Source organism: Microbulbifer sp. SAOS-129_SWC, from assembly GCF_039696035.1.
Taxonomy (GTDB): domain Bacteria; phylum Pseudomonadota; class Gammaproteobacteria; order Pseudomonadales; family Cellvibrionaceae; genus Microbulbifer.
The window spans coordinates 2,961,958-2,974,700 of the sequence record NZ_CP155567.1; the positions used below are offsets into that span (position 1 = coordinate 2,961,958).

Sequence of the window (12,743 nt, forward strand, 5' to 3'; positions counted from 1 at the left end):
CTACCGCCCCATGCGCAGCCTGTTCCTGAAGATGTTTTTCGGCGCCTGGATCACTGCCATGGTGATGGTAGTGGCGGCGATCTACATCACCCATTTCCGCGAATTCGGCGATCCGCGCCAGGAGGAGCGCTGGGAGGGGCCGGCGCTGTTCCACGAAGTGGTGCAGAACATGCGCATGGCGCGCCGCCACGGCCCCGGCGTGTTCCAGCACTGGCTCGAGGGCGCCCCCAAGAAAGTGCAGCGCAAGGTCTTTGCGGTCAACGAATACGGCCGTGAACTGCTCGGGCGCCCGCTGCCCGAAGAGATGGCCCCGCTGCTGGACAGCCTCAATTACCGCAACCGCGAAAGCCACACGATGGTGAACAAGAAACCCACCGTGGGCTTCTTCCTGCCCCTGCGCGGCAACGAGAGCCTGCGCATCGCGCTGATTGCCGGGGAGAGTAAAGAGGGGCTGCTGTTGCGCTTTCTGTGGCGCAATTTCTGGCCCATATTGCTGCTCTCGATGCTCGCCTCTGGCGCCGCCTGCTACTGGCTCGCCCGCTACCTGAGCCGCCCGCTGGACCAGCTGCGCGCGGCCACCCGCCGCGTGGCCGCGGGCGAGCTGGATTACCGGGTAGCCCCCAGCCTGCACGGACGCAGCGACGAACTGACCGACCTGGCGCGGGATTTCGACTCGATGACCGCACAGCTGCAGGAGTCCACAGCCGAGCAGCGCCGCCTGATCAAGGATGTCTCCCACGAGCTGCGCTCGCCGCTGGCGCGACTGCAGGTGGCACTCGGGATCGCGCGGCAGAAGCATGTTGGCGCCCTGGAGTCGGAACTGGACAAGATCGGCAAGGCCGCCGACTACCTGGAGGACATCATCGCCGATGTCCTCTCGATGCCCGTCGCCGGCAGCGATCAGCGCCCACTCGACGATGTCGTGGAGATCCACAGCCTGATCGAAGCCCTGCTCGAAGACCTGAAAGGCGAGGCCGGCACTAAATCCCTGCACTTCGACCTCACCGCTGCCGCCCGCGAGCTGCTGGTCGCCACCCGCGGCAGCTCGCTGACTGCGGCGCTGGAAAACATCCTGCGCAACGCGATCAAATACAGCCCCAGTGGCGGCTCGGTGAGCGTAAACGTCGCCGCGCAGGGCGACCGTTGCCAGATCCTCGTCACCGACTCCGGCAGCGGCGTGGAAGAAGAGGAACTCGGGGCCATATTCCGGCCCTTCTACCGCACCGACAGTGCACGCACCCGCGAGAGCGGCGGCTTCGGCCTCGGCCTCGCCATTGCCCAGCGCACTATTCTCCACCACGGAGGCAGCATCTCCGCCAGCAACGCCGCCCGCGGCGGCCTGTGTATCGAAATCCAGCTGCCGCTGCTGGCACTGGCGGAAACCGATTGAGCCACGGCGGCGCCCGCTGGCAGATTGCACAGCGACAGACAATCGCCGAAGATTGATTGCACCGCGGCTGCGATGAACGCCGAACCCATCACACCGACTTCAGAGACTCTGCTATGCGCTGGATTATTTATCTCTTCCTTTTCCTGGCACTGCTGGTACTGGCCGGATTCCTGCTCCCGCGCGAAGTGACGCTCGAGCGCAGCGCCTACGTTACCCGTCCGCCGCAGGCCGTGTTCCCCTATGCCAACGACCTGCGCAAATTCAATCTCTGGTCACCCTGGTACCAGCTGGATCCCGCTGCCAGATACCAATTCTCCGGCCCGCGCACGGGTGTGGGCGCCAGCATGACCTGGCACAGCGACAACCCCAATGTGGGCAATGGCGCCCAGACAATCACCGCCAGCGAGCCACCCAGCCTGGTGCGCACACAACTGGACTTTGGCAAGCAGGGGCGAGCACTGTCGGAGATGCAGTTGCGCCCACAGGGCAGCGGCACCAATGTCACCTGGCGTTTTTCCACCGACATGGGCGCCGGCCCGGTGGCCCGCTGGATGGGTCTGCTGGTGAAGAAAATGGTGGGCCAGTCCTACGAGCGGGGGTTGGCAAAATTGAAGGATGTCGTGGAAGCGAGCGAACCTCCGACACCGCGGGAGCAGGCGCCAGCGGATGACATGGACAGCGGCTCCGGTGACTCGCAGCCGCTCGAGGGGGAAGACGATCTCGACGGGCAACCGGACACGATGGATCCGGGTATCCAGACCCCGCCGCCGCAAGCGGAGCCCGCCGAGCCGGACGAGAACTCGCCCTGACCCGGCGCCAGCGGTCTATTTGCCGCCGGATTTACTGTTGCCGGACTTGCTATGACCGGGTTTAGCGCCACGCGGCGCCGGCGGCTTGCGCAGTTTGCGGCGCTGGCGCTCCAGACCCTGCTTCTCCGCCTGGGTCAGCGGGCGCTGGCCCAGTTTGGGCATGCCAGCGGTAACGCACAGGTCATCGATCTCCCGCGGTTCCATCTCGATCCACTGGCCCACGCGCACGTTGGAGGGGATAAACACACTGCCGTAGCGCACCCGCTTCAGGCGACTGACGCGCACGCCCTGGGACTCCCACAGCCGCCGTACTTCGCGGTTGCGCCCTTCCATGACGACACAGTAGAACCAGCGATTGCGGCCCTCGCCACCACTCGGCACGATATCGGTAAAGCGCGCCACGCCGTCGTCCATCAGCACACCAGTGAGCAAGCGCTTCTTCATCTCATCATCCACGTCGCCCTGGATCCGCACCAGGTACTCGCGGTCAATGACTGACGACGGATGCATCAGTTTGTGCGCCAGCTCGCCGCTATTGGTAAACAGCAGCAGGCCGCTGGTGTTGAAATCCAGTCGACCGACAGAAATCCAGCGCCCCGACCTCAGGTTGGGCAGGCGGTCGTAGACCGTCGGGCGCCCCTCCGGGTCGTGACGGGAGCATATCTCGCCCACTGGCTTGTTATAGAGGATGACGCGGCAGCGATTTTCGTCGGCCGCAGGCAGGCCGCGGCCATCGAGTTCAATGCGGTCGCTCTCGCTCACGCGCTCGCCAAGTTCCGCCACGGCACCGTTAACGGTAACCCGGCCCGCCTCGATGGCGCGCTCCATTTCCCGGCGCGAGCCGAGACCGGCCCGGGCCAGGACTTTCTGCAGTTTTTCGCCGGCGGGGGTAATGCCTTCACTCATGGGGTGGCGTTTTCCGTTTGCGGGTCTTGCTGGGATTCGTGTTCTTCCCCGGACTCTTCGTTATAGTCGATCGGGGCACCGAACAGGCTGCTCGCCGGCAGCTGCGCAGTGAGCCCGGCGGCGGTTTCCGGCTTGGCTTCGGTTTCGGCTTCGGCTTCGGCTTCGGCTTCGGCTTCGGCTTCGGCTTCGGCTTCGGCTTCGGCTTCGGCTTCGGCTTCGGCTTCGGCTTCGGCTTCGGCTTCGGCTTCGGCTTCGGCTTCGGCTTCGGCTTCGGCTTCGGCTTCGGCTTCGGCTTCGGCTTCGGCTTCGGCTTCGGCTTCGGCTTCGGCTTCGGCTTCGGCTTCGGCTTCGGCTTCGGCTTCGGCTTCGGCTTCGGCTTCGGCTTCGGCTTCGGCTTCGGCTTCGGCTTCGGCTTCGGCTTCGGCTTCGGCTTCGGCTTCGGCTTCGGCTTCGGCTTCGGCTTCGGCTTCGGCTTCGGCTTCGGCTTCGGCTTCGGCTTCGGCTTCGGCTTCGGCTTCGGCTTCGGCTTCGGCTTCGGCTTCGGCTTCGGCTTCGGCTTCGGCTTCGGCTTCGGCTTCGGCTTCGGCTTCGGCTTCGGCTTCGGCTTCGGCTTCGGCTTCGGCTTCGGCTTCGGCAGCAGTGTCGGCGTCCGCCGCGCCGGCGTCCAGCGCTTCCGCGTCACTTTCACCGCGGTTTTCACCGCTCGCCTCTTCGCCACTCTCGACGGCGACGGCCAGGCCCTGCGCCAGGTCCAGATCCTGGTTGAGGCTGTCGATATCGCGAATCTCCGCCAGGGTCGGCAGGTCGTTCAGGTTACTCAGGTTGAAGTAATCGAGAAATTCCCGGGTAGTGGCATAGAGCGAGGGCTTGCCGGGCACGTCGCGCTGACCCACCACCTTGATCCAGCCCCGTTCAGACAGGGTACGTACGATGTGCGAGCTCACCGCCACGCCGCGGATATCTTCGATATCGCCGCGGGTAATTGGCTGGCGGTAGGCGATAATGGCCAGGGTCTCGAGAATCGCCCGGGAGTATTTCTGCGGCTTTTCCTCCCACAGGCGGTTGATCCAGGGGGCCAGGTCTTCCGGCACCTGGAAGCGCCAGCCGCTGGCCACCTGCTTCAGCTCGAAACCGCGATCGGCGCAGTGTTCGGCGATCTGTTCCAGCACCGTTTTCAGCGCTGCCTTATCGGGGCGCTCGCCCTCGTCGATCAGCGACAGCAGCTTGTCTTCGGACAGCGGCTGGCCTGCGGCCAGCAGCGCGCCCTCGACCACGCGGCGCAGTAATTCCGGAGCGATTGTCATCTTCTAACTTCTAACCTTGGGATTTTCTCAATCCGCTCATTGTTGGGGCGGCTGCGCCTGCGGCGCGGCCAGCTCTGGTGTTGTCTCTTCTTCGCGTGCGCCGGCGACGCCGGTTATTTCCGCATCGCCCGGCGCAACGGCCGCCACCGCATCGGCGGTGTTGTACGGCTCCACGTCCGCGGCATCTTCAGTAAAATGCGCGTCACTCTGAGCCTCTTCAACCTCTTCGGCCTCTTCGGCCTCTTCGCCCTCGACGGCGAAGGCCGGCTCGACACCGCTCTCGTGCGGTTCTTCGAGGTCGGATTCAATGTCGGACTCGAAGGCGGGTTCGAGCTCGCCGTCATCGCCAGCGCCCTCTTCACCCGCCCCGCCGTCATCGACGCCGGCGGCGCGCACGTGAATGGGGCCGAAGGCCTCGGTCTGCACCATGTCGACCAGGGATTCCTTGACCAGCTCCATCACCGCGAGGAAGGTCACCACGACGCCGAGGCGCCCCTCTTCCACCGTAAACAGGCTGACAAAGGGTACGAACTGGCGGTGGCGGATCTTGTCCAGCACCTGGGTCATGCGCTCGCGGGTAGAGAGCTTTTCCCGCTCCACCTGGTGGCTCTCGAACATATCGGCACGGCGCAACACCTCACCCAGCGCCACCAACACCTCTTTCAGGTCCACATCGGGATCCGGGCGGGTGATATTGCGGTCCGGGGCCTGGGCACTGGCCTGGTGGATATCCCGCCCGACGCGGGGCATCTCGTCGATATCCTCGGCAGCGGTCTTGAAGCGTTCGTACTCCTGCAGACGGCGGATCAGCGCTGCGCGCGGATCCTCACCCTCTTCCTCTTCCTCTGCCGGCGGCCGCGGCAATAGCATGCGCGACTTGATCTCGGCCAGCATGGCCGCCATAACCAGGTATTCCGCCGCCAGCTCAAAACGCATCGCCGTCATCATTTCCACATAGGTCATGTACTGGCGGGTGATGTCGGCGACGTTGATCTGGAGGATGTCGAGATTCTGCCGGCGGATCAGATACAGCAGCAGATCCAGCGGCCCCTCGAAGGCCTCCAGAATCACTTCCAGCGCATCCGGCGGGATATACAGATCTGAGGGCAGGTCGGTGAACGCCTCGCCCTGTACGACAGCGAATGGCATTTCGCCCTGGCGCGGCCCGGCGCTGCTGTCCGCGGCCGGCGCTGCTTCGCCGGCCGCCTCGGCGTCCGCCACCGGCGCGTCGGCTTCCGCCGCACTGGCTGCCACTTCGGCGAGCACCTGCTCTTCCGCTTCGGCGATCAACTCATCACTGGACAAACTGCCGGCCCCTCGTTCCACGACAACCCCTGCGGGCAAACGCGCGATTATACACCAAACGTTACCCCAGGATGTCTTCTACCGGGCCGCATCCCGCACGGATGAGTTCGGGCTCGTCACCGGTCAGATCAATGACGGTGGTTGCTTCCAGACCACAGAAACCGCCATCGATCACCAGCTCTACCTGGTGCTGCAGGGTGTCGCGAATGTCATAGGGATCGGTGAGTGGCTGTTCCTCGCCGGGCATGATCAGGCTGCAGCTCATCAGCGGCTCGCCCAGGGCCTCGATCAGCGCCTGTACCACGGCGTTGTCGGGCACACGCAGGCCGATGGTGCGGCGCTTCGGGTGCAGCAGGCGCCGCGGCACTTCCGCGGTGGCGGGCATAATAAAGGTGTAGGGACCCGGCGTATGGTTCTTGAGCAGACGGAACATCTGGTTGTCCACCTTGGCGTAACTGGCCAGTTCCGACAGATCCCGACACATCAGCGTAAAATTGTGATTCTTGTCCAGCTGCCGCAGAGCGCGGATACGCTCAACCGCCAGTTTGTCACCCAGGCGACAACCGACGGCGTAGGCCGAATCGGTAGGAAAGACGATCACGCCGCCGGACGACACGATATCCGCCGCCTGACTAATCAGTCGCCCTTGAGGATTCTCGGGATGAATCTGGAAAAACTGCGCCACAACTGCCCCCAAAACCTTTGTAAACTCCAATTCTCGAGCCGCCCGCGGCTCGCCATCCGGGCCGATCGAACCGCACACCGCAGCCGTCGGCCAGACATAGAGTTTGCCACAAATGCCCCCTGCCGAGCAGCCATCCGTGCGGCACCCGTCCACTCGACCAACCAGTCGTGCATCTTCAACCACTTCTCGCGCCACCGCCGCCGGCGCCGCGCAGCGCCACTCCGGGCGCAGTACCGACTACGGGCGCCGCGCTGCCCACACCGGCTCGACATCCGCCGGCAGATGCACGCAACCCAGCTCGCGCCACGGTTGTCCCGGCTGGTGAAAGTCACTGCCCAGCGAACAGCGCAGCGGTGCAGCGCCGGACTCTGCGTTGACGGCATCGAGCAGTTGGCGCAGTTCGCGGGTCTGCACCGGGTTCTGGCGCCCGCACAGCAGCTCCGCGGCATCACCGCCGGCGCCGCGGAAGGCTTCCAGCAACAGGCGCAGGCGGGTGCGTGTCAGACCGTACTTGAGCGGGTGCGCCAGTACCGCGCTGCCGCCGGCGGCGTGAATCGTACCGACCGTCTCCTCCACCTGCGGCCACTCCACCTTGACGTCGCCGACCTTGCCAGCCCCCAGATAACGCTTGAAGGCGCGCGCAGTGTCCTCCACATACCCTGACTCCACTAGCCAGCGGGCAAAATGCGGGCGCCCCAGAACGCCGTCTCCGGCCAGGGCGCGGGCGCCGGCCAGCGAGCCCGGGAAACCCCGTTTTTCCAGGCACCGGGCAATCCTGACTGAACGGTCTTCGCGTAGTCGGTCACGCAGGGCCACGGCCTCCTGCAGTGCCGCAGACGCCGGATCCACATCGATACCGAGAATATGAACGGTGCGTCGACCCCAGCGGGCGCTGAACTCGACTCCCGCCAGTACCGCGACCCCGAGCCGCGCACCGGTGTCGCGGGCCTCGGCCACACCTGCGACCGTATCGTGGTCGGTCAATGCCATCAGCGTCACACCCTGGGATTTCGCCCTCGACACCAGCGCTGCAGGACTTAAAATACCGTCTGACGCAGTGCTGTGGCAGTGCAGGTCCACGCGGCCTTCCAGGGCTATGGAGGGAATCTGGGCTTTCAACATCACGCACTCTCGACCGGGTGGTTCGCCCACCAGTGAACATTGTTACGGCGCCGCTGTCTCAGCAGCGCCCACGGACTCAGGGATCAGGCTCCGATCGGGGATTCTCGCAGGAGAATCCGCAACTAACCAGTAGTGCCGCCAGCGGCACCGCCCAGTGGAAAGCTACCTTTTATAGGGAGTCCGTCCGTAGCGACCGGCACACGGCTTCCAGGGGGCACACCAAGCGGCAACAGTCGGCGGAATTAGCATGACCGAAATCGATCCCACCACCACAGCAGAACAGCGCAGCGAACCCCGCCGGGAGAGCCTGCTGGCCAATCTGGCGCTCAATATCGTCATCCCCACGCTGATCCTGACCAAGCTGTCCGGCGACGCCTGGCTGGGTACCAAGTGGGCCATCGTCGTGGCGCTGGCCTTTCCGCTCGGCTACGGACTGCGCGATCTGGTGCGCAGCCGCCGAGTCAATTTCTTCTCCGCGCTGGGTATCGTCAGCATCATGCTCACCGGCGGTATCAGCCTGCTGGAACTGGATGCCGAGTATATCGCCATCAAGGAAGCGGCGATTCCCGGTCTGCTCGGGATTGCCACCGTGGTGTCCCTGTATACCCGCTGGCCACTGGTGCGTACCCTGCTCTACAACGACCGCATCCTGGATACCGCCAAGATTGCCCGGGCTCTGTCCGGCAAGGGTAATGAGAACGCCTTCGAGCGCACCCTGCTGCAGGCCTCGTGGATGATCGCCGGCTCCTTTTTCCTTTCTTCCGGACTCAATTACCTGCTGGCCAAGCTGCTGCTGAAGAGCCAGCCCGGCACCGAGGCCTTCAACGAGGAGCTGGGCAAGATGACCGCGATGAGCTTCCCGGTGATCGCCCTGCCCGCCACCATCATCCTGATGCTGGTGCTGTTTTTCCTGTTCCGCCGCATCGGCAAGTTGACCGGGCTGAAACTGGAAGAAGTCATCGTACAGCAGTAATCAGTAATCGCCCCGATCACTCAACTGAAATAAGAGCATAAAGTAACCATGTGGTACGCAATCATCAGTGAAGATGTCAAAGACAGCCTGGCGCTGCGCCAGGGCGCGCGCCCGGATCACCTGGCGCGCCTGAATCACCTGAAAGACGAGGGCCGCCTGCTGGTGGCCGGACCGCATCCCGCCATCGACAGCGAAGATCCCGGCGAAGCCGGCTTCAGCGGCAGTCTGGTAGTTGCGGAATTTTCTTCGCTGGATGAGGCCAAAGCCTGGGCTGACGCCGACCCCTACGTGGCCGCCGGTGTCTACGCCTCTGTGACTGTGAAGCCGTTCAAAGCCGTGCTTCCGTAATTGTTAAACGTTCAATCGATAAGAAAAGCTGTATCAGAATGATGAAAAAATTGACCGGTGTGGCGGCAGCGACGCTACTCGCCATCAGCGTACCTGCGATCTCCCAGAGTGGCGGAACCCGCTACATCACCGATGAGCTGCACGTCCCGATGCGCTCCGGCAAGGGCAACGAGTTCCGCATTCTCAATCGCGGCCTGCCCAGCGGCACCCGACTGACCCTGCTCGAAGACGCACCGGACGAAGGCTGGAGCCGCGTGCGCACGCCCGACGGCAAGGAAGGCTGGGTGCGCCGCCAGTACCTGGTGTCCGAGCCGGTTGCGGAAATCAAGCTGAAAAAGGCCCAGGCCGACCTCGCCCACTTCGAGAAAATGGAAGGCAACCTGGGTGGCGCAGTACGCGACCTGGAAGCCAAGAACCACAAACTCGAAAGCGAACTGGCCGCATCCAAGGATCAGACCACACAGCTGCAGAAAGACCTGAAAGAGCTGAAAGCGCTGTCCGCCGACACCGTCGCGCTCAACGAGCGCCACCAGAAACTGCTACACCAGCACGAATTGCTGAAGCAGAAGCAGATGATGGCGCAGGCGGAGATTCAGCGCCTGTCCAGTAGCGACACCCAGCGCTGGTACCTGTATGGCGCCCTGTCCGTATGCCTCGGTGGTATCCTCGCCATGATCGCGCCGCACCTGCGCCCGCGCCGCCGTCGCTCCGAGTGGGCAAATTGATTGCGGGGCGCGGAATATAGCCCGGCGCCCCATCGCAGACTGACAACCTGAAGTCGCCCCCTCCCCTCTGCGGGAGCGGGGCCGACCAATACCCCCGGAACTTCGAGAGACAAGGACGATGCGCAGACTCTACGCACTACTCTTAACCTGCCTTTTGGCCGTACCGGCACTGGCTGAAAATCCCCAGGTTGATCTCAAGACCGACCTCGGCACCATCCGCGTGGAGCTGTACGCGGACAAAGCGCCGGCTACGGTGAAAAACTTTCTCGCCTATGTCGATAGCGGTTTCTACAACGGGGTAATCTTCCACCGCGTGATTCCCGGCTTTGTGGTCCAGGCCGGCGGCTTCACTTTCGACTTCCAGGAAAAGGACACCCGCAAGCCGGTGGTGAACGAATCCACCAATGGCCTGCAGAACCTGCGCGGCACCCTGGCCATGGCGCGCACCAGCGATCCGGACAGCGCCACCTCGCAGTTCTATATCAACCTCAAACACAACGACAATCTGGATGCGCGGGGCGACACCCCCGGTTACACCGTGTTCGGCAAGGTCACCAGCGGTATGGACGTGGTCGACAAGATCGTTGCCGAGCCGCGCGGTCTCTACCGCGCCCACCCGGAAGCACCGAATTACCCGGTGCGTATACTTGACGCACATCGTGTCGGCGGCAACGCGAAAACCGAAGGGAAACAATCGTGATCGCACTCAGTGTCAACCTCAACAAGATCGCCCTGATCCGCAACTCGCGCGAGGGCAACTTCCCCGATGTGACTGCGCACGGCCGTATCTGCCTCGACTGCGGCGCCCAGGGACTCACCGTGCACCCCCGTCCAGACCAGCGCCATATCCGCCCCGGTGACGTGCGCGAGCTGGCGGCGCTATGCGCGAGCCGCGACGGGATCGAATTCAATGTGGAGGGCAATCCCTTCGCCGCGCCGCAGGGCGATTACCCCGGACTGATGGCGCTGGTGCTCGAAACATCGCCCGACCAGTGTACGCTGGTGCCGGACAGCAACGACCAGCTCACCTCCGATCACGGTTTTGATCTGAAGCGCGACGGTGCGCGCCTCGAGCCGATCATCGCCCAGCTGCGCGACGCCAATGTCCGCGTCAGCCTGTTTATGGACCCGGACCTGGAGCAGATCTCCCGGGCTCGGGAAGCCGGTGCTGACCGCATCGAACTCTATACCGGCCCCTACGCCGAGGCCGTGACCAACCAGAGCGCCGATATCGACAGGATTTTCGCCGCCCACTGCGCCGCCGCCGAGCACGCGCGGCAGCTGGGCCTCGGGGTCAACGCCGGCCACGACCTGAACCTGATCAACCTGCCGCGCTACCGCACTCTGCCCGGCCTGCAGGAAGTCTCCATCGGCCACGCGCTGACGGTGGATGCCCTGAACATGGGACTCGACAACGCCGTCGCCGCCTACCTGAACTGCCTGGCCGGCAATTGATGCCGACGCTGAATATCATCGGCGCCGGCAAACTGGGCCGTACCCTCGGCCGCTTGTGGCACCAGCAGGGGGTTTTCCAAATCCAGTCTGTGTGCAACCGCAGCGCCGCCAGCAGCGCGGCTGCGGTGGCGTTTATCGGCGCCGGCAGCACTGCCGACACTATCGCTACCATGGCGGATGCGGACTGCTGGCTGATCGCCTCCGGCGACAGCCAGATCGCCGACCTCGCCGCCACCCTCGGCGCGCGGCTCGCGGGCCGCAGCGATTGCGTGGTGTTCCACTGCAGCGGCGCGCTCAGCTCCACCGAGCTCTCTCCCTGTCGCCCCGCCGCTGTGGCCAGCGCCCACCCGGTGCACAGTTTTGCCGACCCCGCACGCTCACTACAGACCTTCGCCGGCAGCAGCGTTGCCGTGGAGGGCGATGCGGCGGCCATCTCACTGATTGGCGACGCCTTCACCGCGCTGCAGTGCACACTGCTGAACATCGCGCCCGAAAACAAAACCCTCTACCACGCCGGCTCGGTGATCGCGTGCAATTACCTCAGTGCACTGATGGACCTGAGCCTGCGCACCTTCGCCGCCGCCGGTATCGAGCGAGCGCAAGCGCTACAGCTGCTGGAACCGATCGTCGTGCAGACGGCGCAGAACAATATGCAGCTGGGTCCGGAACAGTCCCTCACCGGCCCCATTGCGCGCGGCGATCGCGCTACCGTGGCCGCGCAACTGCGCGCGCTGGGCGCAGTCGATATGCGAGTGGCTGAATACTATCGCCAACTGGGACTCGCCTGTGTAGAGTTGGCCCGGCGCGGCGACCTGCCGCCGGCAGATGCCGATGCCCTCGAAGAATTATTGCGAGAACCACTGCGGTGACAGACAGCCCCGAATACCAGAAAAAACGCGCCTTTTACGACAGCCTGCTGACCATCTACGGGCGCAAACCGGTACTGGAAGCACTGGAAGACCCGAGCCTGCCGGTACACAAGTTGCACCTCGCCAGCAGCAACCGCCGCGACCAGCTGATCGCGCGCATGGAACAGCTGGCCGGCGAGCGCCAGATCGAGATCGCCTACTGGGATCGCAAGGCGCTGTCGCGGATTTCCAAAAATGCGCGCCAGGATCAGGGCGTCGCCCTCGATCTGGCCCTGCCCCAATACAGCAGCGCTGACGCGTTTCTGCACAACGCGCCCGACAGGCCCTACGAACTCCTCGCGCTGGACGGTATCACCAACCCACAAAACCTCGGCATGATCATCCGCTCCGCCTGCGCCGGCGGTATGGACGGCATCATCCTGCCGCAGAAGGGCTGCGCGCAGATCGACCCGCTGGTGATCAAGGCCAGCACCGGCACCGTGTTCAAGATGCGTCTGCTGCGCTGCGAGCGGCTGGCGCCGACACTGGCGGAATTCCGCAAGCGCGGTGTGCGCGTCTGCGGCCTCTCCTCCCATGCCAGCGATACCCTCGCCAGCCTCAGCGACGATACCGCCACCGTTTTCGTGCTCGGCAATGAGACCCACGGCGTCAGCGACGCCGTGGCCGCGCAGTGTTCACACCAATTGCGCATCCCGATGCACAACAATGTCGAGAGCCTCAATGTCGCGGTGACTGCCGCCCTGATCAGTTTCCGCCGCCCGCGCTGACCCCCCTGCCGGCGCCGGCACCCGGTGGCGCCATTTCCTATCCCGTTTCCTATCCCGTTTGCGCCAGCCTGTCTCGGCGTCCTAC

The 12,743-nt window shown here is 64.3% G+C and carries 13 protein-coding genes and 1 pseudogene; 9 read left to right on the plus strand and 5 right to left on the minus strand.

The window, feature by feature from the left end; all coding sequences use genetic code 11:
* The first annotated feature begins 10 nt into the window (after positions 1 to 10).
* Positions 11 to 1,390, plus strand: a complete 1,380-nt coding sequence (locus tag ABDK11_RS12855) for an ATP-binding protein (RefSeq protein WP_346836910.1) — start codon at positions 11 to 13, stop codon at positions 1,388 to 1,390.
* Between the two features lie 113 nt (positions 1,391 to 1,503).
* A complete protein-coding gene (locus ABDK11_RS12860; protein WP_346836911.1) occupies positions 1,504 to 2,199 on the plus strand; it encodes an SRPBCC family protein in 696 nt (231 codons plus the stop codon).
* A gap of 15 nt (positions 2,200 to 2,214) precedes the next feature.
* Here ABDK11_RS12860 and rluB read toward each other — a convergent pair whose 3' ends face one another.
* The 5 genes and pseudogenes from rluB to ABDK11_RS12885 all read right to left on the minus strand — a co-directional run bounded on the left by rluB (position 2,215) and on the right by ABDK11_RS12885 (position 7,521).
* The gene (gene rluB / locus ABDK11_RS12865) at positions 2,215 to 3,105 is read right to left on the minus strand and encodes a 23S rRNA pseudouridine(2605) synthase RluB (RefSeq protein WP_346836912.1); all 891 of its coding nucleotides are present in this window, start codon (positions 3,103 to 3,105) and stop codon (positions 2,215 to 2,217) included.
* Positions 3,102 to 4,409, minus strand: a complete 1,308-nt coding sequence (scpB, locus tag ABDK11_RS12870) for an SMC-Scp complex subunit ScpB (protein ID WP_346836913.1) — start codon at positions 4,407 to 4,409, stop codon at positions 3,102 to 3,104. Before scpB ends, rluB begins: the two co-directional genes overlap by 4 nt.
* Before the next feature lie 387 nt (positions 4,410 to 4,796).
* Positions 4,797 to 5,630: pseudogene (locus ABDK11_RS12875) on the minus strand (ScpA family protein); the annotation flags it as partial.
* 145 nt (positions 5,631 to 5,775) lie between these two features.
* Positions 5,776 to 6,399: an L-threonylcarbamoyladenylate synthase gene (locus ABDK11_RS12880; protein ID WP_346836914.1), complete on the minus strand. Its 624-nt coding sequence runs from the start codon at positions 6,397 to 6,399 to the stop codon at positions 5,776 to 5,778.
* A gap of 237 nt (positions 6,400 to 6,636) precedes the next feature.
* Positions 6,637 to 7,521 (minus strand): PHP domain-containing protein, encoded by an 885-nt coding sequence (locus ABDK11_RS12885; protein WP_346836915.1) that lies wholly within the window; start codon positions 7,519 to 7,521, stop codon positions 6,637 to 6,639.
* A gap of 247 nt (positions 7,522 to 7,768) precedes the next feature.
* Between ABDK11_RS12885 and ABDK11_RS12890 the strand changes: the two genes are divergently transcribed.
* The 7 genes from ABDK11_RS12890 to ABDK11_RS12920 all read left to right on the plus strand — a co-directional run bounded on the left by ABDK11_RS12890 (position 7,769) and on the right by ABDK11_RS12920 (position 12,658).
* A complete protein-coding gene (locus ABDK11_RS12890; RefSeq protein ID WP_346836916.1) occupies positions 7,769 to 8,494 on the plus strand; it encodes a VC0807 family protein in 726 nt (241 codons plus the stop codon).
* A 48-nt stretch (positions 8,495 to 8,542) separates the two neighbouring features.
* A complete protein-coding gene (locus ABDK11_RS12895; RefSeq protein ID WP_346836917.1) occupies positions 8,543 to 8,842 on the plus strand; it encodes a YciI family protein in 300 nt (99 codons plus the stop codon).
* A gap of 38 nt (positions 8,843 to 8,880) precedes the next feature.
* Positions 8,881 to 9,567, plus strand: coding sequence for a TIGR04211 family SH3 domain-containing protein (locus tag ABDK11_RS12900; protein WP_346836918.1), 687 nt, complete (start codon positions 8,881 to 8,883; stop codon positions 9,565 to 9,567).
* A gap of 118 nt (positions 9,568 to 9,685) precedes the next feature.
* Positions 9,686 to 10,267, plus strand: coding sequence for a peptidylprolyl isomerase (locus ABDK11_RS12905; protein WP_346836919.1), 582 nt, complete (start codon positions 9,686 to 9,688; stop codon positions 10,265 to 10,267).
* Positions 10,264 to 11,022, plus strand: a complete 759-nt coding sequence (locus tag ABDK11_RS12910) for a pyridoxine 5'-phosphate synthase (protein ID WP_346836920.1) — start codon at positions 10,264 to 10,266, stop codon at positions 11,020 to 11,022. The genes ABDK11_RS12905 and ABDK11_RS12910 overlap by 4 nt, the downstream gene beginning before the upstream one ends.
* Entirely contained in the window at positions 11,022 to 11,891 is an 870-nt protein-coding gene (locus tag ABDK11_RS12915) for a DUF2520 domain-containing protein (RefSeq protein ID WP_346836921.1), read from the plus strand. The genes ABDK11_RS12910 and ABDK11_RS12915 overlap by 1 nt, the downstream gene beginning before the upstream one ends.
* Positions 11,888 to 12,658, plus strand: a complete 771-nt coding sequence (locus ABDK11_RS12920; protein ID WP_346836922.1) for an RNA methyltransferase — start codon at positions 11,888 to 11,890, stop codon at positions 12,656 to 12,658. The genes ABDK11_RS12915 and ABDK11_RS12920 overlap by 4 nt, the downstream gene beginning before the upstream one ends.
* Positions 12,659 to 12,743 lie beyond the last annotated feature (85 nt).